At 64.1% G+C, this 19835-nt stretch carries 19 protein-coding genes; 11 read left to right on the top strand and 8 right to left on the bottom strand.

The genetic code is table 11. The annotated features are described in order from the left end of the window. Positions 1-285 precede the first annotated feature (285 nt). Positions 286-861 carry a hypothetical protein gene (locus AC1DGP_RS26190; RefSeq protein ID WP_441507537.1) on the bottom strand — a complete coding sequence of 192 codons (576 nt, stop codon included), beginning with the start codon at positions 859-861 and terminating at the stop codon, positions 286-288. Between the two features lie 42 nt (positions 862-903). Here AC1DGP_RS26190 and AC1DGP_RS26185 point away from each other — a divergent pair, with 42 nt between their 5' ends. Then, a complete protein-coding gene (locus AC1DGP_RS26185) occupies positions 904-1389 on the top strand; it encodes a hypothetical protein (RefSeq protein WP_441507536.1) in 486 nt (161 codons plus the stop codon). On the opposite strand, the gene AC1DGP_RS26180 is transcribed toward AC1DGP_RS26185, so the two are convergent. Continuing rightward, positions 1374-2087 (bottom strand): transposase, encoded by a 714-nt coding sequence (locus tag AC1DGP_RS26180; RefSeq protein ID WP_441507535.1) that lies wholly within the window; start codon positions 2085-2087, stop codon positions 1374-1376. The two genes, AC1DGP_RS26185 and AC1DGP_RS26180, sit on opposite strands and share 16 nt — an antisense overlap. Positions 2088-2686: 599 nt before the next feature. Between AC1DGP_RS26180 and AC1DGP_RS26175 the strand changes: the two genes are divergently transcribed. The 4 genes from AC1DGP_RS26175 (at position 2687) to AC1DGP_RS26160 (ending at position 9102) form a co-directional block, all read left to right on the top strand. Next, on the top strand, positions 2687-3463 hold the full coding sequence (locus AC1DGP_RS26175; RefSeq protein WP_441507534.1) for a hypothetical protein: 777 nt from the start codon (positions 2687-2689) through the stop codon (positions 3461-3463). Positions 3464-3612: 149 nt separating this feature from the next. After that, positions 3613-5598 carry a hypothetical protein gene (locus tag AC1DGP_RS26170; protein ID WP_441507533.1) on the top strand — a complete coding sequence of 662 codons (1986 nt, stop codon included), beginning with the start codon at positions 3613-3615 and terminating at the stop codon, positions 5596-5598. Positions 5599-5623: 25 nt separating this feature from the next. Then, entirely contained in the window at positions 5624-7693 is a 2070-nt protein-coding gene (locus tag AC1DGP_RS26165; RefSeq protein ID WP_476832658.1) for a type I secretion system permease/ATPase, read from the top strand. A gap of 68 nt (positions 7694-7761) precedes the next feature. Next, positions 7762-9102 (top strand): HlyD family type I secretion periplasmic adaptor subunit, encoded by a 1341-nt coding sequence (locus AC1DGP_RS26160; RefSeq protein ID WP_441507531.1) that lies wholly within the window; start codon positions 7762-7764, stop codon positions 9100-9102. Between the two features lie 49 nt (positions 9103-9151). Here the strand turns inward: AC1DGP_RS26160 and cueR are convergent, their stop codons facing one another. Together cueR and AC1DGP_RS26150 are read right to left on the bottom strand one after the other, a co-directional pair. Then, complete coding sequence (gene cueR / locus AC1DGP_RS26155; RefSeq protein ID WP_069877841.1) at positions 9152-9598, bottom strand: Cu(I)-responsive transcriptional regulator; 447 nt, start codon at positions 9596-9598, stop codon at positions 9152-9154. A 22-nt stretch (positions 9599-9620) separates the two neighbouring features. After that, entirely contained in the window at positions 9621-12146 is a 2526-nt protein-coding gene (locus tag AC1DGP_RS26150; protein ID WP_441507540.1) for a heavy metal translocating P-type ATPase, read from the bottom strand. Between the two features lie 201 nt (positions 12147-12347). On the opposite strand from AC1DGP_RS26150, the gene AC1DGP_RS26145 reads away from it, so the two are divergent. Beyond that, positions 12348-12620 (top strand): heavy-metal-associated domain-containing protein, encoded by a 273-nt coding sequence (locus AC1DGP_RS26145; protein ID WP_441507530.1) that lies wholly within the window; start codon positions 12348-12350, stop codon positions 12618-12620. A 19-nt stretch (positions 12621-12639) separates the two neighbouring features. Here the strand turns inward: AC1DGP_RS26145 and AC1DGP_RS26140 are convergent, their stop codons facing one another. Continuing rightward, positions 12640-13425: an IclR family transcriptional regulator gene (locus AC1DGP_RS26140; protein WP_441507529.1), complete on the bottom strand. Its 786-nt coding sequence runs from the start codon at positions 13423-13425 to the stop codon at positions 12640-12642. A 153-nt stretch (positions 13426-13578) separates the two neighbouring features. Between AC1DGP_RS26140 and AC1DGP_RS26135 the strand changes: the two genes are divergently transcribed. The 5 genes from AC1DGP_RS26135 (at position 13579) to AC1DGP_RS26115 (ending at position 17583) form a co-directional block, all read left to right on the top strand. Then, positions 13579-14241, top strand: a complete 663-nt coding sequence (locus tag AC1DGP_RS26135) for an amino acid ABC transporter permease (protein ID WP_476832657.1) — start codon at positions 13579-13581, stop codon at positions 14239-14241. Beyond that, a complete protein-coding gene (locus AC1DGP_RS26130) occupies positions 14238-14888 on the top strand; it encodes an amino acid ABC transporter permease (protein ID WP_069877846.1) in 651 nt (216 codons plus the stop codon). Before AC1DGP_RS26135 ends, AC1DGP_RS26130 begins: the two co-directional genes overlap by 4 nt. Continuing rightward, complete coding sequence (locus tag AC1DGP_RS26125; protein ID WP_113519325.1) at positions 14875-15606, top strand: amino acid ABC transporter ATP-binding protein; 732 nt, start codon at positions 14875-14877, stop codon at positions 15604-15606. The genes AC1DGP_RS26130 and AC1DGP_RS26125 overlap by 14 nt, the downstream gene beginning before the upstream one ends. A gap of 43 nt (positions 15607-15649) precedes the next feature. Beyond that, complete coding sequence (locus AC1DGP_RS26120; RefSeq protein ID WP_441507528.1) at positions 15650-16432, top strand: transporter substrate-binding domain-containing protein; 783 nt, start codon at positions 15650-15652, stop codon at positions 16430-16432. Between the two features lie 110 nt (positions 16433-16542). Beyond that, positions 16543-17583, top strand: coding sequence for a succinylglutamate desuccinylase/aspartoacylase family protein (locus AC1DGP_RS26115; protein ID WP_441507527.1), 1041 nt, complete (start codon positions 16543-16545; stop codon positions 17581-17583). A gap of 9 nt (positions 17584-17592) precedes the next feature. Here the strand turns inward: AC1DGP_RS26115 and AC1DGP_RS26110 are convergent, their stop codons facing one another. The 3 genes from AC1DGP_RS26110 to argE form a co-directional block, all read right to left on the bottom strand. Next, positions 17593-18057: an NUDIX hydrolase gene (locus AC1DGP_RS26110; protein ID WP_441507526.1), complete on the bottom strand. Its 465-nt coding sequence runs from the start codon at positions 18055-18057 to the stop codon at positions 17593-17595. Then, entirely contained in the window at positions 18058-18441 is a 384-nt protein-coding gene (locus tag AC1DGP_RS26105; RefSeq protein ID WP_441507525.1) for a nuclear transport factor 2 family protein, read from the bottom strand. 81 nt (positions 18442-18522) lie between these two features. Beyond that, a complete protein-coding gene (argE, locus tag AC1DGP_RS26100) occupies positions 18523-19671 on the bottom strand; it encodes an acetylornithine deacetylase (protein WP_476832656.1) in 1149 nt (382 codons plus the stop codon). Between the last annotated feature and the right edge of the window lie 164 nt (positions 19672-19835).

Below are 19835 nucleotides of genomic sequence, written 5' to 3'. Positions count from 1 at the left end.
GCCCTTCGCGCACCGTGTCACGGACGAAATGCGCCAGGTGACCGGGCGGCACGAACTCATGCAGCGAAGGCGGCAAAAGCCAGCCCTGATCGACATCCCAAGAGCGAAACACTTTGGCCATGAGCCAGTGAATCATCCCGAAGCCACCCCGTCCAGAGGATTACTCGGACGGGCTCCTAGATCATCGGACCGGATATCATATCCAGTCCGACGGTCTAACCACCTGTGTTTGCATCGGCTTTCCCGAAAACCGCACTCCACTTTTCGGAGCGATGCCAAGCAAGGTCAGGACGTGGCCACGCCGCGTTCGAGCTGCGGGAGGAGATCCCAGATCCGCCGGTTCAGAGCATAGAGTTCCTGCGTCGCCGCCGCGATCTCGTCGAGCCGAGCCTGGTCGACGGGGCGGCGGGTGCCGAAACGCAGCCTGCCCCGGGCCTCCTCCAGTTTCATGCTCTGTGTGTGTGTGATCGCCCCGCTCGCGTCGACGACGAAGGTGGCGTGGTTGAGATCGTTGCGCAGCCGCGTTGCCGCAGAAAAGGCCTCGACAACCGCGTCAAGCTCGGCGCGCAGCCCCTTGTCCGTGATCCGGACCTTGGCGAGGCGCTGCGCCAGGTCGAGGCGCGCCCGCGTCGTGTTGAGCGTGGAAAAGACGATCGCTGCAGCCGCCTCGTCGGTGTCCAGCAGCAGCATCAGCACATAGATGAACATGCTCTCATTGTTGGACCAGGCGAAATTGAGATCGCCTATCAACGACAGAAAGGCTACCCTTTGCTCGGCCGAGCGTTGCGCGGCCAGCTCCAGCGCGATGAAATCAGGACGGGGCGGCAGCGTAGATGGCCCGTTCCGGTTGTGCCTAAGCATGTCGTCCACCGTTCCTGAAGGCTCCGATACGGCAGAGCCAGCATGTTCGATCTTCTGAGAGCCCGACCAGCGCGCAAGGCTGCCTTCTCCGTCCTCGAGCCGTTCGTTCTGAAGACTTCCGCGAATGGCGCCGGCCTGCAAGCGGGCGACTGGCTCCAGCCGCAGATTCTCGGTTTCCTTGCGACCCTGGTCACGCTGATCGTCGAACGCAAATGCGGCGAGCTGCGAACGCACGCGCTCGCCTCGGCCCAGTCATCGGTGCTGAATGCTCTCACCGGGATCGGCCCGGAACTTGTGGGCGAGGAAATCTGTCTTCTGAGCAGCCGCCGAGACCCGGCCTTCACCGCAGGGTCGATGGGAGCGCTCGCCTTTCTGGAAGCCTTGGACGCCACCCGGCCATCGGCGGGCGAACTGGTAGGAATGGAGCCGCTCGGCACAGCTTCCAGCGAAGCCGGAAGCAGAACGCTGGACGAGCTCTGGCACGACCATGTCGAACGTCATATGCGCAGAGGTCAGTTCTTGGCCTGAGAGACCGGCATGCCGAAACCGCTGAAGCTCGCAGCTCGGACCCGCGGCTGCGCCGGCTCGTCGTCAAGCAAGCCGAGTTCAAGTTGAACTTCCGTCAACGCCTCGCCGGCCTCTTCCAGCCGCTCCGGCCGGGTTGCAAGGAGCCGCCGCAACGCCTGAATGAACAAGGTGTCCGTTTCCGCGGTTGCGATGCCTTCCAGCGCTGCCATGAAGCGTTCAAAACGCGCGACGCAACTCGCGCTGCCTGGGCCGCCATCGACCTGGCAGTCCAGGAACTCGCAGCGCATGACCATGTCGCCATGCTGCCATGGTGCGTAGCAGGCCACCTCCAGCGGAGAAACCGCGAGGCCGCCGGCAATCTTCTGCTTCAGATGCCAGGCCGTTCGGACGGAAACTCCCAGCGTTTGCGCCAGCCTTTGCGACCCCATCTTCTGCCGGGTCGCCGTCAGCAGGTAGAGGGCCTGGAGCCAGACATGCAGAGGCACATGGCTGTTGTGAAAGATCGTGCCGTTCCTGATCGTGAACGGCTTCCGGCAGGAATAGCATTTCCACGCGCCAATCGGGGTGCTCAGGCCGTTGAGCCGCCCCAGCCGGGCAGCCTCGCCGCAATGCGGGCAAACCGGTCCGGAAGGCCAGACCATTCGTTCGAGCGACAAATGGACGACGCGCTCGTTCTGCAAGCGGATGGCGTTCGGCATGGCGCAACCTCCAACCCGAAAACATGGTCCCAGATGGGTAATTGAAAGTCAATAAAGTCTGAAAATGGGTAATAATTCGATACATTGACGCCGCAAGGGCATAGTTGGATGTTTGCTGATCGGGAATAATGCACACAACCCCCAAATTGTCACATTATTTCTGAGACATTTATCAATTTAGGCAACAAAAAGAAATTGTTCGCCAATAATGAATATTACATTCAATAATTTTAAATAATATTCAGAATTTATACCTATCTGCTAGTATATGACTCATAAAATTATATGTCTCAGATTTCATTTCGCACACTCTGGCCCAATATCGAACCAGACTAATAGTTCAGAAAAATTATTACTTATATCAACTAATTAATATCGGGAGACGCAAACAATGACTTAGTCAATTAAGGGGTTTCTGCTGTCGCCAGTACGAAATCTTGAAGAACGTTCCTTGCGTAGATAGGCGGGACATTCATTCGACATAAATTATCAATATTCCGCACTAATGGCATCCAACGCAAGTGGATCGGCGCAGCGCAGAAGGGACGCGGCGATCAACGAGCGGAAGGGTGCCTTTCCTTTTTTGACGGGAAAGCACCATGCCGAACAACAACGATTATCACCCGCAGGATCCAAGCCAGGATCAGGCGCAGGCTGAGATTCAAGCCCAATTGCAGGGACAAGGTCAGGGGCAAGGACAAGGCCAGGGGCAGGGACAAGGCCAGGCGCAGTACTCCGCGCAGGCCGTCGACACCTCCGTCTGGAATGACAACGGCAACCTGAATCTCAACGGCAACGGCAATCTGAACGCCAATGGCAACCTGAACGGCAACCTCAACTACAACGAGAACATCAACCACGTTCAGACCGCCGTCGACACCACTGTCAATGTAAAGGTCGACCTCGACCTCAGTGGCGCCCTCGTGCCACCCGTCGATAACCGGGTGATGGATATCGACTCGATTCACGACATCCACGACTCGATCGTGATGCCGTCCGTCGTCACCCAGACGACGGATGACGGCAACAACTTCAATATCGCGCAGGTCAACAACCTCACCGACAATGACAGCCTGTCCAATCCGTCGGTGAACTTCAACTCTGGTGGGCTCGACCCGTCCTGCTATGGTCCAGGCCATATCCCGGAAGCGGTTGGCGATTTCTCCATGACCGCCACGGCCACGGGTGGCTCAGCATCGTCGAGCTTCGGCGACATCCATGGCGGAAGTGACGGCTACTCGGGCATCGGCGCGGCTGCTGCCAACGTGGCCCTGACCCAGGAGGCCTTCACACAGCACATCGCCATGGGCGCAAATGTCCAGTTCAACTCCGTCGATCACCTGACCGTCGCAGGTCACGACATCGGCACACTTTGAGCGTCCCAACGCTCGGAAGGCAAGCTATGCTCGGACGCGCGGGGTCGCCTCCCCGCGCGCTCCCTGCTCGGGGCCGGTGAGCCCCTGAGCCCACGCAATGCCTGGTGCCCTCGCGACCGGCCTTGCCAGGCAATAGTGCAGAGTGTGCCATGAACATTGGCGGCTTTACCGAAACGATATGGCATTTTGCCGGCTATCTTCGCGTCTTCATTGATGAAATGCGGGCGCGCGAAACTTATGACGGCGAAGCGTCCCGGGTCGTGTCGGACGAGGGGGGCGATCGCTTCTACGATCGCGTTGCGCCCATCACACCGGATGAAACGGCTTCGCAACCCGTGTTCTTTCGGGCGCCGAACGTCTCCGACGACAGTCCCGCCCTCCACAGCCTGACGCCCACACCCTTCACTCCGCCGGCCAGAATCCTCCCATCGAGTCATCCGCCTCCACATCGCCTCGATGCGCCCGACAGCGTCGATAACGACTATGGCTATATGGTCACCAGCCACAAGATCGTCACTGTGGGGTATCAGAACGGCGGCACCGAGACATTGCTCTCGATCCACCAGGTCAATCAGGCGGACGACCGGGATCTGCTGACATCCGACGCGATCCGTTATCCTGACGGCACTCTCGTCGTGCCCCCCGAACTTCATCTCGACGGCGTCCTGAGCGACATGCTGCACCAGGCGCAGAGCGCTGTGCCCGGCGAGGTCGCGGCGCTTCAGGGCGGCACGACCCAGAGCGTGATAGCGGCTATCGAAAGTCGCGATATGCGCTGGACCGAAACGGGGAGCCCCTATTCCGACGGCAGCCCTGTCTCACATGCCATGGAAGGCAGAATTGTCGACGGCGCGCTCAACGCGAACGATCCACCGGTGCCGAGCCTTGCCGAGGTCGCGCCTTGGCGCCTGGCCGACGCGCCCGCCGACAGCATCACCAAATCCATTACAGCCGCCGAACCCACAGGCGGGGTCGCCGTCGTCTCGGAGACCGGGCTGAACATGCTGGCAAATGCTGCGGTCATCGTCGACGCCAACGAAGCAACAGGCTCGATGATCGTGGGCGGCAATTATTTCTTCAGCCGCGGCATCGCGCAGGTAAATGTCCTCGTGGACAACGACCATGTCGACGTCGCCGTCGATGGCACGCTGGCCCCCTTGGTTCAGAGCCATGGCAACGAAGTCCACAACATCGCGGAATTCGCGACGCATACGATGACGATCGCGCCAAACGGCGCCGCAGCGACCCCCTTCTGGTCGGTCGATGTCATGCCGGGAAGCTTCTATGATGTGAAATCCGTCATTCAGTTCAATGGACTGAACGATAGCGACAGGATCGTTCAGGCGGAGAACGGAACCTATTTCGACGTGAAGAGCGGCGAGAACGCCCAGCTCAATCTCGCTCAGATCACCGGCCTGGACAGCTACGACATCATCATCATTGGCGGCAACTATCACCGCGCCGACTGGATCTACCAGTACAACATCGTTCTGGACTCAGACAGCGCCAAGCTGTTTGCAACAGGCCACGGCAGCGATATTACCGTTGTCACCACAGGCTTCAACAACCTTACCAATCTCGCAGATATCACGACCTATGACAGCGTCGCATTCAAGCCGATGCAGCAGGCGCATTACGATCTTCTCGGCGCTCTTGATCAGAACTCTACAATTCTGACGCCCGACGCCAACTGGCAACTCAACGGCAACAGGTTCGGAACGCTGCACGTCCTCTACGTGCCCGGCGACTATTACGACGTGAACGTCATCACCCAGATCAATGTTCTGAACGACGCCGACCAGGTCATCCAGGCCAATGCTCAGCCCGGGACGACCCAAGGTGTCGCCGCCGGCGGGAACACGGTGCTCAATGAGGCGCATATCATTGATCCGGGCACGCTCTCGACCTCGAAATACCTGGGCGGCGACGCCTACGAGGAGAGCGTGCTGATCCAGACCAACATGATCACCGACACCGACAAGGTCACCATCCACGACACCCAGACATTGGTGCCCGAGCTCGTCGCCTTCGCGCATGACGTCGATACACATTCCGGATCGGACTCCTCCATCTCGCGCCCGGTCGTACCCGACCCGTCCCAGCACGATCACCTCACCTCCAACATCATGTCTTGAGGCCAGTACGCATCGAGGGCTCTCCATGACCGACGAAGCCGTTCCCGCCGCGCCACCGAACCGTCCAGATGCCGCCAGGTTGCCCGGAGCCACGCCGCTCGGGACAACCATTGGCAGGCCCCCGCCCCCGCTCACGCTGGTCGCCAATTCAAACGACCGCATGGCCGGCGAGGCCCGTCAGGCCTCACCAGGGCAAGCCCCGCTGCGCGCCGAGGCGAAGCATGGCGCTCCTCCCGCCGACAGCGTCCCCAATCTGCGACCGGTCGGAGGCGCCGGCAGCCCGCAAGGCACGACGACATCGAACGGTCCTGGGGGCGGCAAGGGCGGAACAGGTGGTGGCGGAGGGGGCGGTGGCAGCGGCGGCCGATCACCGCTCGAACAACGCCTCGGGGATCGCGATTTCCAGCAGGTCCTCGGCAAAGGGCTCGCGGAGGCGCGCCACAACCTGGTGATCGTCGCGATCTTTTCGATCGTCGTGAACACGCTGGTGCTGGCTGTCCCGATCTATCTGTTCCAGATGTCGGACAGGGTGCTGACCAGCCGCAGCCTCGACACGCTGATGATGCTCTCGATCATCGTGATGGTCGCGATCCTGGCCCATGTCCTGCTCGACATGATGCGCCGCTTCATCCTGATGCGGGTTGCCGTGGATGTCGAAAGCCGGCTCGGCGGCCCCGTTCTCAGCGCGGCAGCCAAGGCGGCCCAGAGCGGTTCGAATCGGGAGTTCCAGATACTCGCCGATCTTCAGCAGATCCGGAGCTTCCTGACCGGGCCGGTCATCCTGACGATGCTCGATGCACCGACCGCACCGATCTACCTGCTGGCAGTCTATCTGATTCATCCGCATCTCGGCTACATCGTCACGGTCGCCGCCATCGTCCTGTTCGTGGTCGCCTATTTCAACCAGAAGCTGACGGCCGTCCCCTTCGCAAGGTCGAGCGCGTTTGCGACGCGCGCCAATCTTCAATCGGAAGCGATGTCGCGCAACTCGCAGGTCATCAACGCCATGGGCATGATCCCGGAGGGCGTGCTGATCTGGGGCCGCGAGACCGCGGAATCCCTGAAGGCGCAGGTCAGCGCCCAGGACCGCAACATCATGATGACCGGGTTGTCGAAGTTCTTCCGGCTCGGCACGCAGATCGCCATGCTGGGCTGGGGTGCCTGGCTGTCCCTGGAAGGATCCCTCACCGGCGGCATGGTCATCGCGTCATCAGTGGTCGCGGGCCGCGCGCTGGCCCCGCTTGAAGGCACGATCGAAGGCTGGCGCAGCTTTATCCACGCGCGTGCCGCCTATTCCCGGGTTCAGGCCCTGTTGCAGGCCTCGCCGCTCAATCTCGATCGGCTGAAGCTGCCGAACCCCAAGGGCCGCCTCGATGTCGAGCGCATCCTCTATGTGCCGCCACCGAACAAGAAGGTCATCCTGAACGGCATCAGCTTCAGCCTCGAACCCGGCGACTCGCTTGCCATCGTCGGCGCCTCGGGCAGCGGCAAGTCGACGCTCGCGCGCATGCTGGTCGGCTCGATCACGCCAACGGCCGGCACGGTGCGGCTCGACCGGATGGAGCAGCGCAACTGGGACCCGCGGCAGTTCGGCGAGAATGTCGGCTATCTCCCCCAGGATACGCAACTCTTCCCAGCCTCGATCAAGGCCAATATCGCCAGGATGCGGGACGACGCGAGCGACGAGGATGTGTACGAGGCTGCCGAGATCGCCGACATCCACGAAATGGTCGCGCAGTTCGTACATGGCTACGAGACGCAGATCGGCATCGATGGCAGCCCGCTCTCCGGCGGCCAGAAGCAGCGGCTCGGGCTCGCCCGTGCCTTCTTCGGCAATCCGAGACTGGTCGTTCTCGACGAGCCCAACTCCAATCTCGACACGATCGGCGAGGCCGCGCTGGCGCGAGCCTTCGAGCGTGCCAAGGCGCGACGCATGACGGTCGTGGCGGTGACACAGCGACCGGCCCTGCTGCGCAGCGTCGACAAGATCATGATGATCAAGGATGGCGCGGTCCAGGCGATCGGCGCACGCGACGAGATCCTGCCCCTGATCGTCGGGCAGCGGAGCATCGACAACACGCCAAGGCCGAACTGAGATTCTGTGCCGCCACGCCCCTGCCGGGGCGGGCAGTCGGGCGTTTTGCAAGGGTGGAGAGACGCACGATGACCGCAATGATCGCAGCCCAGCCCTGGTATGGCGACGTCCCGCGCAACACCCGCTGGGCGAAACTCAGCGGCATCGGCATCATGCTGATGACGGTCATGGGCTTCGGCGTCTGGGGCAATACCGCACCGATCTCAGGCGCCGTGATCGCGCCGGGGGTCTTCGTGACCACGGGACAGAACAAGACGATCCAGCATCTCGAAGGCGGCGTGATCCGCGAGATCATGGTGCGAGAGGGCGACGTCGTCCTGCCCGGCCAGTTGCTCGTGCAGCTCGACGACACCTCTTCCCGGGCGGAACTCCGCCGGCACCTGCTCAAGCAGATGCGGCTGGAGGCGGTCGAAGCGCGGCTGAACACCGAGGCGGCCGGTCGGTCCCAACTGGTATTCCCCCCCCACCTGATCGCAAGCAGCACCGACCGCGACGTCGCCGCGATGCTCCAGGCGCAGACGGCCACTTTCATTGCCCGCCAGAACAACATCTCCAATGACATTTCGGCTCAGCAAAAGGGCATCGACGGGCTGGAGGAAAGAATCGCAGGCAGCAAGGCCCAACTTGCCGCCGTCGCCCAGCAGAGCGAACTCCTCAAGGAAGAGCTCGCTGGCAAACAGGCCCTGCTGGACCGTGGCTATATCCGCAAGCCCGACGTCCTCGCGCTTCAACGCAACGCCGCCAATCTACGCGGCGAGGCCGGCCGGATCACCGGGGACATCGGCGACGCGCGGGAGCGCATCGCTCGCGCAGTCGAGCAGATCGATGGTGTCAGAAAGAACGCGATCAAGGCCGCATCGGAGCAGTTGCAGGACGTCAGTGCCGATCTGAACGATGTCCGTGAACGCATACACACGGTAAAGGGGGTTCTCGACCGCGCCAGGATCGTCACTCCGGTCAAGGGAACCGTGGTCAAGCTGCGCTACCACTCAGCCGGCGGTGTCATCGAGGCGGGCAAGAGCATCATGGAGATCGTCTCGCTGCAGGAAGAGCTCGTCATAGAGACGCATGTCCGTCCTCAGGATATCGACAAGATCAAGCACAGTCAGGTCGCGACCATCCGCCTCAGCGCCCTCAATCAGCGCACGACGCCGATGATCAAGGGCAAGGTGATCTATATTTCGGCCGACGCCCTGCCGGATGAAAGGCAGCGCGGCTACCCCAATACGTCCGATCTCTATGTCGTACGGGTCCGCCTCGACAGCAACAGCGCCGCCGCGATCCACGATTTCCAGCCGACGGCCGGCATGCCGGCAGAGGTCTATATCCAGACGAAGGAACGCACGTTCTTCGAATATCTGATGCAGCCGCTGAAGGACAGCATGGCGCGCGCTTTCCGGGAAACCTAAGCCGTCGATGTGGGGCGGGCGCCTTGCGGGGCGCCCGCCCTGTCCGGCTTCAGGCGTGATGCCGTACCCTGCCGCGAGAGCCTGCCGGAACCGCGGCTTGCCGGACGGGAGCATCGGCGAGGTCCTCGAGAATCGGGCAATCGGGGCGACCGTCGCCGTGGCAATGATGCGCCAAATGGCCGAGCGTCTTCACCATCGCCTGAAGCTCGCCGATCCGCGCCTCGAGCTCGCCGATGTGGCGCAGGGCAAACGCCTTCACATCGGCACTGGCCCGGCTCTTGTCGCGCCAGAGCGCCAGGAGTTCACGCGTTTCCTCAATCGAGAAACCGAGATTCCGGGCGCGCTTGACGAAGCGCAACGTGTGGACGTCGTCACCGGCATAGACACGATAACCCGCCTCGGTGCGCACCGGAGCCTCGATCAGCCCGATGCTCTCGTAGTAGCGGATCATCTTTGCGCTGACGCCAGAGGCTGTTGCCGCTTGTCCGATGTTCATCTCTCATGCTCCTCCTACAGTCTCACCCCGCCAACGCGAGCCTGGCGGCGCGCTGGTCCTGCAACGGGGCCGGCGTGCGAGCGCGGAAGCGCTTCAGGCGCAGCGCATTGGTCAGGACGCTGACGCTCGACAGCGCCATGGCCAGTCCGGCGAACATCGGCGACATCAGGATGCCGAAGCTCGGATAGAGCGCGCCGGCAGCCACCGGGATCAGCAGGGCGTTGTAACCGAAGGCCCAGATCAGGTTCTGGCGGATATTGGCGATCGTCGCCTGTGACAGCGCAATGGCATTGGCGACACCATTCAGATCGCCCGACATCAGCACGACATCGGCGCTCTCGATGGCGATGTCCGTGCCGGTGCCGATGGCAATGCCGACATCAGCCTTGGCCAGGGCGGGCGCGTCGTTGATGCCATCCCCGACGAAGGCGACCTTGGCGCCACCGGCCTGGAGCCCGGCCACCACCTCGGCCTTGCCGGTCGGCAGAACCTCGGCCACGACCTCGTCGATGCCAAGCCTCGCGGCAATCGCCTCGGCCGTACGCCGGTTGTCGCCGGTAATCATCACGACGCGCAGGCCGAGCCGATGCAGCGATGCGATAGCCTCGGGGGTCGTGGCCTTGACCGGATCGGCAACCGCGATGATGGCCGCGAGCCTGCCGTCGATCGCCGCATAGAGCGGCGTCTTGCCGGCATCGCCCAGGCGGCCTGCCGCCTCCGTGAAGGGCGAGAGGTCGAGCCCGAGACGCCGCATCAGCCGGTCGGCACCGATCTCGATCGTCCGGCCTTCGACGACGGCCTTGACGCCGAAGCCGGGTTCACCCGCGAACTCCGACACCTCTGCGAGGGCGAGGCCGCGCTGGCGGGCAGCGACAACGATCGCTTCCGCAATCGGATGCTCCGAGCGAGCCTCGACCGAGGCGACCAGCCGCAGCACCTGGGCCTCCTCGAAGCCCTCGGCGGTGACGAGATCGGTCAGCTCCGGCTTGCCCTTGGTCAGGGTTCCGGTCTTGTCGAGCGCCACGATCTTCGCATCCTTCAGACCCTGGAGCGCATCGCCCTGGCGGAACAGGATGCCGAGCTCGGCGCCCTTGCCGGTGCCGACCATGATCGAAGTCGGAGTCGCCAATCCCATCGCGCAGGGGCAGGCGATGATCAGCACGGCGACCGCGTTGACGAGAGCATAGGACAAGGCGGGGCTGGGGCCGAAGGCGAACCAGGCCGCGAAGGTCACAAGCGCGAGCGCCATCACGGCCGGGACGAACCACATCGTCACCTTGTCGACCATGGCCTGGATCGGCAGCTTCGAGCCCTGCGCCGCCTCGACGGTGCGGACGATCTGCGAAAGCAGCGTATCGGCACCGACCTTGGTGGCGGTGAAACGGAAGGCACCCGTGCCGTTAATCGTGCCACCGGTCACAGCCGCCCCCGCTTCCTTGCGGGCGGGCACCGGCTCACCGGTGATCATCGCCTCGTCGACATAGGACACGCCGTCGAGAACCTCACCATCGACCGGGATGCGCTCCCCCGGACGCACAATGACGACATCGCCCGGAACAACGCTCTCGATCCCGACATCGGCCTCGACGCCGTCGCGTAGGACACGCGCCGACTTCGCCTGCAGCGACATCAGTCGCCGGATCGCTTCGCTGGTCCGGCCCTTGGCTCTGGCCTCGAACCAGCGTCCGGTCAGGACGAGCGTGACGATGACCGCACCGGCCTCGAAATAGGTGTAGTCCGTGCCGTCAGGCGGGAACTCCGGCGCGAAGGTCGCCACCGTCGAGTACAGATAGGCCGCGCTGGTACCGAGCATGACCAGCGAATTCATGTCCGGCGCGCCACGCAGCAAGGCCGGCCACCCCTTCTTCAGGAAGCGCAGGCCCGGCCCGAACTGGACGAATGTCGCGAGCAGGAAGGACAGGAGCTTGATGTTGAACTCGCCGACACGCCCGGCGAGAAAATGGTGCAGCGGCTCGTACATATGCGAGCCCATCTCGAAGACGAGCAGCGGGATTGTCGCGACTGCGGCGATGATGACCGCGCGCTTCAAACCCGCCTGCTCCGCCTCGCGCGCCTGCTGCTCGCGATCCGAGGCTCCGGCATCGATGCTCGCCGCTTCGGCGGAATAGCCCGCCCCTGCAACGGCCGCGACGAGCTGCTGCATCTGGCCCGCACCGCCGAGAGTCCGCACGGTGGCACGCTCGGTCGTGAGATTCACGGTCGCGTCGAGCACGCCCGGCACCGCCTTGAGCGCCCGCTCGACCCGGCCGACGCACGACGCGCAGGTCATGCCGGAGATCTTCAGCTCGACGGTGCGCTCGGTGGGCTCGTAGCCGGCGCCGCGGATCGCGTCCGCGATCGCGCCGGCATCGCTACCGCCGGAAGACAGGGTCACACGCGCTCGTTCGGCCGCGAGGTTGACCGCGACTGAGCCGACGCCGTCGACGGCCTTCACGGCGCGTTCGACGCGCCCGACACAGGAAGCACAAGTCATCCCGCCGATCTCGATCTCAAATTCTCTAACGGGGCTTCCCGCTGTCCGTGCCATCGCCATGGCTTGATCTCCGCATGTTGATGGCGAGGGGTATGATCCTTCCCATGATGGGAAGGTCAAGGCCAATTTTCAACACTCCGCGAGAGGGCCGGATCCTCCCCATGATGTGCGCCGGCATCCCGCAGAGGGCGCTTGACCTTCCCATCATGGGAAGCTTTAGGCTCCCTTCATACCCCTCAGAAAGGATGCAGAACGATGTGCGGATGCCAGAGTCATAGCGAGAAGACGACACCTGGGACTCAGGCACAGCCTCAGGGCGCGGGAACACTCAGCTTCCGCGTCGAGGACATGACCTGCGGGCATTGCGCCGGTACGATCATCAAGGCGATCGAAATTGGCCTTCCCGGAACCCGCGTCCAGGCCGACCCGGCCTCGAAACTGGTCAGCGTCCTGGGCACCAGTGACCGCGCCGCCATCGCGGCGATCGTCACGGCGGCCGGCTACACGCCGCAGCCCGTCACCGCCTGATCCAACATCCTGCGCCTGGTCAGCTATAGGCCAGGCGCAGCCCCGCCTCGTGGCAGCAGGCCTTCAGGCTGGTGAGGATCGCCTTCTCATTGGTCTGCACGCCATGGCGCTGCAGGCATGGCACCAGGATCGCCGCCTGCGCATAGCCCGCCGGTCCGATGACCGGGCAGGCGATATCGGTAACCGCCAGAATGTCGCGGCTTGGTGCGATCTGGTGTCCCTGCTCCCTGATCATCGCGAAGATGGCTGCAACGCCGGAGCTCTCTAGCCGCGTCCGCGCCTCATTATCGGCATCCTTCATCAGGGTCAGACGCCGTGCCCGTGTCTGGAACGCCAGGATGAGCAATCCGGAATTGGCCTCCAGCGCCGGCCTGCCATAGCCCGGCCGCACGGTAACCGTCGCGTCGAGATGTCCGGAGGTCGTCGCGAGCACCACGGTCTGCGCACGGCTCAGCACGACGAGATGAGCCGCCTGCCCGCTCTCCTCGCTGAAGCGCTCCATCAGAGGCAGTACGACCGAGGTCAACTGCCGCCCGCTGGGCGTCCTGATGCCGAGATCGAACAATCGTCGCGACAGTGCGAGCCTGTCCGTTCCCGCCTCCCGCACCAGATATCCGCGCTGCTGCAGCACGAAGACCATGCGGAAGATCTCGCTCTTCGAACGCTCCAGTCGCTCGGCAATGGTGCGGGTCGATAGCGGCTCGCCGACATCCGCCAGCAGCTCGAGAATATCCAACCCCTTCTCCAGAGCCGGAGCGGAATAGGAGGCCTTCTCGCCGTCATCTGTTTCCGGAAGGTCAGGCATGCTGCCTCGTTTCATATGTGAAGCTTGACATCAAATAAGAAGCCAACCTAGCCTCTTGTAAAGGGGAGGCTCAATGACACCATCGCTGATCACTCTGTCGGTTTGTTGTGGGCGTGCCGTCACGCCGCCTGCGGCCGTGGCGGTCTGAGCGCGATGAAATACGGCCTGCAGTTTCGGGATGTGTTTGCGGCGTGGGAGTCGATCCTCGACRGCGTCTGGATCACGCTGCTGCTCTCGGCCTGCGCGATGCTCGGCGGCCTCGTCATCGGCGTCGCCTGTGCTGCGGCGCGGGTCTATGGACCGGGCTGGCTGAAGCGGATCGTCGGTGGCTATGTCGAGGTGATCCGCAACACGCCACTGCTGGTCCAGCTCTTCCTGATCTTCTTCGGCCTGCCCAGCTTCGGCCTCCGGCTCGACGGCCTGACGGCGGCGATCATCGCGCTCGTCATCAATCTCGGCGCCTATACCACCGAGATCGTCCGGGCCGGGCTGGAAGCGGTGCCGAAGGCGCAGACCGAGGCCGGCCACTCGCTCGGCCTCTCCGGCCTGCAGGTCTTCCGCTACATCGTGATGTTCCCGGCGCTGAAATCGATGTTTCCCGCGCTCGCCAGCCAATTTGTGCTGCTGATGCTGGCGACGAGCGTGGTCTCGCAGATTTCGGTCGAGGACCTGTTCCACGCGGCCTCGATCGTGCAGTCGCGCACCTTCCGCGACTTCGAAGTCTACACCGTGATCGGCGTGCTCTATCTCGGCCTCGCGCTGGCCTTCCGCGGCCTCTTTGCCGGCATCTATTACTGGGCGTTCGTCAGGCGATGATCCGTTCCTTCGGCCTGATCGATGTGATGTACCTGGTCGCGGCGGCGCGCTGGACCGTGGCCTTGACCGTCACCGCCTTCACCGGAGCCGCCCTGCTCGGCCTGGTCATCGCCGTCGTCCGCATCCTGCCCTTCGCGCCGCTGCGCTGGCTGGCGGCCGGCTACACCCATATCGTCCAGGGCACGCCGCTGCTGGTCTGGCTGTTCCTGATCTTCTTCGGCCTGCCGCTGATCGGCATCTCGGTCAATCCGTGGTTCGCAGCCGCCGTCGCCTTCTCGGTCTATGGCAGCGCCTTCCTCGGCGAAATCTGGCGCGGCGCGCTGATCTCGATCGCCAAGACGCAATGGGAGGCCGGCGCCTCGCTCGGCCTGTCGCTCTGGGAGCAGTTGCGCCACATCATCGTGCCGCAGTCGATCCGCGTCGCAATCCCGCCCACCGTCGGCTTCCTCGTCCAGCTCATCAAGAACACCTCGCTCGCCGCGACGATCGGGCTCGTCGAATTGACCCGCGAGGGCCAGCTCACTGCCGCCGGCACCTACAAGCCTTTCGCCGTCTACATCACCGTCGCCTGCATCTACTTCCTGATGTGCTTCCCCCTCACGCAATGGAGCCGCTCGCTCGAGCGGAAGCTCGATGTCGCTCGTTGAAATCAAGGGGATCAGCAAGAGCTATGGCGCGGTCCAGGTTCTGAAGAACGTCTCGCTGGACGTCGCGAAGGGGGAGATCATCGCCGTGATCGGGCGCTCGGGCTCCGGCAAGAGCACCATGCTGCGCTGCATCAACGGCCTCGAGCCGATCCAGGGCGGTTCGATCCTCGTCGACGGCGTGCAGGTGAACGATCCCAGGACCAACCTGCGCAAGCTCCGGCAGGAGGTCGGCATCGTCTTCCAGAGCTTCAACCTGTTCCCGCATCTCTCGGTCTGCGACAACATCACACTCGCGCCGCGGGTGGTGAAGAAGCAGGCGCCAGACGCAGCCCGCGAGATCGCCCGCGACGTGCTGCGCCGCGTCGGGCTGGAGGACAAGCTCGACGCCTTCCCGTCCCAGCTTTCCGGCGGCCAGCAGCAGCGCGTCGCCATCGCCCGTTCGCTCGCGATGCAGCCCAAGCTGATGCTGTTCGACGAGGTCACCTCGGCGCTCGATCCCGAACTCACCGGCGAGGTGCTGAAGGTGCTCGAATCGGTGGCGCAGGACGGAATGACGATGATCCTCGTCACGCATGAGATGGGCTTTGCCCGCCGCTTCGGCTCGCGCGTGGTCTTCATGCACGAGGGCCGCATTCACGAAGAAGGCCAGGCCGCGGCGGTGCTCGCCGAGCCGAAGACGCCCGAACTACAGACCTTCCTCAGCGCGGTCCTGCACTGAGGAGGCCGATCGACACCAGTTGCACAACGAGGGGAGACGAAACATGCGTTCGCTATTTGCAGGTTTGGCTGCACTGACTGTTGCCGTCTTTGGCGGAGCCGAAGCCCGGGCCGACAAGCTCCAGGACATCCTGTCCAAGGGCGTGGTACGCATCGGCGTGCCGCTCGACGCCCCGCCCTTCGGCGCTCAGGACGAGAACCGCAAGCCGATCGGCTTCGACATCGAGATGGCCGAGATGGTCGCCAAGGGCCTCGGCGTGAAGCTCGAGATGCAGCAGATCACCGGCGCCAACCGGATTCCGTTCCTGCTCACCGACAAGGTCGATATCGTGATCTCGGTGATGGGGCTGACGCCGGAGCGCGCCAAGCAGATCCAGTTCACCGCGCCCTATGCCAATACCTTCCTGGCCGTCTATGGTGCCAAGGCCTCGCCGGTCAGCAGCCCCGAGACCATCGGCTCCGCCCGCGTCGCCGCCGCCAAGGGCACGACGCAGGAGCTCGCGATCTCGGCAACCGCCCCCAAGGCGAGCCTGATGCGCACCGAGGACGACGCCACGGCCGCGGCAGCCTATATCACCGGCCAGGCCGACCTGCTCGCCACCAACAGCATCGTCGCGCAGGCGTTGGCGAAGCAGAACCCGAACAAGGAATTCGAGCGCAAGTTCGTCATCCGCCGCAGCCCGGCCCATATGGGTGTGCAGATGGATCAGCATAATCTCGTGCGCTGGCTCGACGGCTTCATCTTCTTCAATGCGATGAACGGCGAGCTCGACCGGCTGCATCGCAAGTATTTGGACATGCCGATGGACCCGCTGCCGACGCTCTGAGCGACGCCAGACATCAGCCGGGCGCGGGCCGCGCCCGGCATTTTCCCTTCAGACTGCGCCACCGGGCCGGATTGCCGCCCCAAGAGCCTCGGCGCGCCCGCGAGCCAGCCATGACCAGCGTCAAGCAGAACCCCACGCCCCGTCCGTCCAGCGCCTTCCTGACAGTCGATCCCGCGCGCGACGGCAAGCAAGTCGGCTTCGTCATGATTCCGCATTCGCCGCATGACGACGCCTGGGGCGCGACGCGGATCCCGATCGCGATCATCAAGAACGGCTCCGGCCCGACGGCGATCCTCGAAGGCGGCAACCATGGCGATGAATACGAGGGGCCGATCACGATCTGCGACCTGATCCGCGATCTCGATCCCGGCCGCGTGCAAGGCCGGCTGATCCTGATGCCGGCGAACAATTCGCACGCCGTCATCGCCGGCCAGCGGACGTCGCCGGTCGATGGCCTGAATTTCAACCGGACCTTCCCAGGCGACCCGCGCGGCACCATCACCCAGCAGATCGCCGCCTTTGTCAGCGACCATATCCTGCCGCTCGGCGACGCCTTCCTCGACCTGCATTCAGGCGGCTCCTCGCTCGACATCATCCCGAGCGCGATCGTCGAGCCGACCGACGATCCGGCGCTGCACGCGCGCAATGTCGCCGCAGTGCAGGCGTTCGACGCGCCGATGACGGTGGTGATCAGCAATCTCGGCGAGCCGCGCACCGCAACAGCAACGGCCTGCCGCAACGGGCTCGTCACCGTCGGCACCGAGATGGCGGGCGGCGGCACGGTTTCGCTGGAGGCGCTCAAGGTCTGCCGGCGCGGCGTTGCCAATGTGCTCGACCATCTCGGCATCGTCGCGCGCGACACCCCGGAGCCGAAGCGCGGCGAAGGCCAGATCCTCGAGCTGCCCGGCACCTCGGCCTATGTCTATGCCACCGTCGACGGCGTCTTCGAACCCTTCCACGCCAATGGCGCCAAGGTCAGGGCCGGCCAGCCGGCCGGCCGCATCCATTGCACCTGGGACCCGACCCGCCCGCCCGAGACGCTGCACTATGCCGCCGACGGCATCCTCTACGGCCGCCGCCAGCCCGGCCGCGTCCGGCCCGGCAATTGCTGCCTGATCGTGGCTGCGCCCTATCGCGGCGTGCTGTCGTAGCGGGGCGCGTCAGCTCTCCCGCCAAAACTCGCAATAGCGAGTGCCGGACTGCCAATGGGCGATGGCCTCGCGAACATAGGCAATCGTGTTCTCCGGCAAGCCATCGATGGGGAACCAGGCCAGTTCGGCGCATTTCTCAGGCTCGGCATTGCGAAGCTCGCCCTGCCACCTGCGCGCCTCGAAGAAGAAATCCAGCCGCTCCTCGTCCTGCGATCGGTGGAGCACAGTTGCGAAGGTCAGGCTGGCCGGATCGATCTCGACGCCCGCCTCCTCCTTCGCTTCGCGCGCGGCCGCTGCTCGCAGCGGCTCGCTGCCGTCATGATGCCCGGAGACGAGACCGTAATTGCCGTCCTCGTAACCCGTGTTCGCGCGCCGCAGCAGCAGGAGTTCGCTCCCCCGCCCAAAGATCACATAGACTGACACGACCAGCTTGAACCGCTCCGGCTTGCCGGTGCTCTCTGCCCTGATGGACATCTAACGCACAGGCTCGACGACCTGCCAGGCCGATCCGGTATCGTAGAAGAAGCGCTCCTCGACGATGCGGTCGCCGCGCCAGCGCTGGATCGCGAGTTCTTCCAGCCGCCGCGTCACACCCTGCTTGTCGGTGGCATCGAAGATCCAGTGAATCACGACCCGGTCACCATCGACCAGCACGGCCCGGGCGGGATGTGTGTGCATCCGGTTGAGCCGGACGAGTGCCCTGGCCTCATGCGCCATCAATTCGTCGCGTCCGCGGCGCGGCTCGGCGCCGTTCTCCTGCATCGAAGCATCCTCGCAGTAGAAGTCGCGGATGGCGCCGACATGATCGCCACTCACGACGGCTGCGACAAAAGCCTCGACACGCTGGCGATCAGGCATGGTCAGTCTCCTCCGGATGATCCGTGCCGACATTCATGCACGGCCTCAGGCGATCAACCAGAACTGCGCTGACAGCCTGAGTCAGGAGGACAAACGATCGCCAATCCGCGCAATCATGGCCATCGCGCCGGCCAGTTCCGCATCGGTGATATACTCCTCGGGCTTATGCGCCCTGTTCACGTCACCCGGCCCGCAGACGATTGCAGGGATGCCCGCGGCCCGAAAGAGCCCGGCCTCGGTCCCGAAGCTGACGGCCTGCTGGCGCGGCTTCCCGCAGACGTCCTCGGTCAACCCGACCAACGGATCCTCATCGGGCAGATCGAGCGGCGGATAGTCGCTCATCGTCTCGAAGCCGAAGACGACATTGTGCCCATCCGCGACAGCAGCCGCATGGATCCGCTCCGCCTCGCGCGGCAGGAAGGCAAGCAGTCCGGCCGGCTCCTGTCCAGCGATGGCGCGAGCCTCGACCTCGAAGACGCATTGCGCCGGAACGATGTTGATGCCGGTTCCCCCCCGCACCGTGCCGACCTGGATCGTGGAATAGGGCGGGGCAAAGCTGTCGGCGAAGGGGCCCTCCACCGCATGCCGGCGCGCCTCGGCATGCACGGCAGCCATCAACTCCGCAGCGTAGTGAATGGCATTGTCGCCGAGATCGGTCCGCGACGAGTGCCCGGCCTTGCCCTCGACCGTGACGCGTTGAGCGATCTTGCCCTTGTGACGCAAGACGGGATGGAGATCGGTCGGCTCGCCGACGATGCAACCAGCCGGCCTGGGGCAAAGCTCCGGCAGCCGCGCGATCAGGTGACGAACGCCGACGCAGCCGACCTCCTCGTCATAGGAGAGCGCGATGTGGACCGGCCGCACCAGCCGGCGCGAGGTGAGATCCGGCACGCTCGCCAGCACGCTGGCCACAAACCCCTTCATGTCGACAGCGCCGCGCCCGATCAGGCGGTCGCCATTGCGGCGCAAGGCGAAGGGCTGTCCGACCCAGCCCTCGGGGGCAGCAGGCACGACGTCGAGATGGGCCGAGAGAATGATCCCGCCCGGCTCACGCGGTCCGATGGTGGCGAAGAGATTGGCGCGATCCCCTTCCGGCCCCGGGACGATGACGCTCTCGACACCATGGCTCGCGAGGTATCGGCGGACATGCTCGATGATCGCCGCGTTCGGCGTCCGGCAAACAGAGGGAAAGGCCACAAGATCGGCCAGAACCGTTTCGACAGTCGTCATGACAAGCCACGTGATTGAAGCGGCCGTCGATCGGACCGCACAGGAGGGATAAGCGCAAATCTAGCAGAGGGGCAGCTCGCAATCCGTGCCCGTCTGGCACCCGGAGGCGCCCCATCCTGCCGGGATTGGCCCTGCCGCCGGCAGAATGTTCCGATCTTGTGGTC

The organism is Allobosea sp. 05T433, assembly GCF_056396065.1.
This window is presented reverse-complemented; position numbering and strand designations above follow the sequence as displayed.

Bases quoted from the DNA above. Each gene is read 5' to 3' on its own strand.
- AC1DGP_RS26185 (WP_441507536.1), top strand. From the start codon at position 904: ATGTTCGATCTTCTGAGAGCCCGACCAGCGCGCAAGGCTGCCTTCTCC.
- AC1DGP_RS26150 (WP_441507540.1), bottom strand. From the start codon at position 12,146: ATGGCACGGACAGCGGGAAGCCCCGTTAGAGAATTTGAGATCGAGATC.
- AC1DGP_RS26120 (WP_441507528.1), top strand. From the start codon at position 15,650: ATGCGTTCGCTATTTGCAGGTTTGGCTGCACTGACTGTTGCCGTCTTT.
- AC1DGP_RS26140 (WP_441507529.1), bottom strand. From the start codon at position 13,425: ATGCCTGACCTTCCGGAAACAGATGACGGCGAGAAGGCCTCCTATTCC.
- argE (WP_476832656.1), bottom strand. From the start codon at position 19,671: ATGACGACTGTCGAAACGGTTCTGGCCGATCTTGTGGCCTTTCCCTCT.
- AC1DGP_RS26180 (WP_441507535.1), bottom strand. From the start codon at position 2,087: ATGCCGAACGCCATCCGCTTGCAGAACGAGCGCGTCGTCCATTTGTCG.
- AC1DGP_RS26115 (WP_441507527.1), top strand. From the start codon at position 16,543: ATGACCAGCGTCAAGCAGAACCCCACGCCCCGTCCGTCCAGCGCCTTC.
- AC1DGP_RS26130 (WP_069877846.1), top strand. From the start codon at position 14,238: ATGATCCGTTCCTTCGGCCTGATCGATGTGATGTACCTGGTCGCGGCG.
- AC1DGP_RS26105 (WP_441507525.1), bottom strand. From the start codon at position 18,441: ATGCCTGATCGCCAGCGTGTCGAGGCTTTTGTCGCAGCCGTCGTGAGT.
- AC1DGP_RS26175 (WP_441507534.1), top strand. From the start codon at position 2,687: ATGCCGAACAACAACGATTATCACCCGCAGGATCCAAGCCAGGATCAG.
- AC1DGP_RS26125 (WP_113519325.1), top strand. From the start codon at position 14,875: ATGTCGCTCGTTGAAATCAAGGGGATCAGCAAGAGCTATGGCGCGGTC.
- AC1DGP_RS26110 (WP_441507526.1), bottom strand. From the start codon at position 18,057: ATGTCCATCAGGGCAGAGAGCACCGGCAAGCCGGAGCGGTTCAAGCTG.
- AC1DGP_RS26170 (WP_441507533.1), top strand. From the start codon at position 3,613: ATGAACATTGGCGGCTTTACCGAAACGATATGGCATTTTGCCGGCTAT.
- AC1DGP_RS26190 (WP_441507537.1), bottom strand. From the start codon at position 861: ATGCTTAGGCACAACCGGAACGGGCCATCTACGCTGCCGCCCCGTCCT.
- AC1DGP_RS26165 (WP_476832658.1), top strand. From the start codon at position 5,624: ATGACCGACGAAGCCGTTCCCGCCGCGCCACCGAACCGTCCAGATGCC.
- AC1DGP_RS26160 (WP_441507531.1), top strand. From the start codon at position 7,762: ATGACCGCAATGATCGCAGCCCAGCCCTGGTATGGCGACGTCCCGCGC.
- AC1DGP_RS26145 (WP_441507530.1), top strand. From the start codon at position 12,348: ATGTGCGGATGCCAGAGTCATAGCGAGAAGACGACACCTGGGACTCAG.
- cueR (WP_069877841.1), bottom strand. From the start codon at position 9,598: ATGAACATCGGACAAGCGGCAACAGCCTCTGGCGTCAGCGCAAAGATG.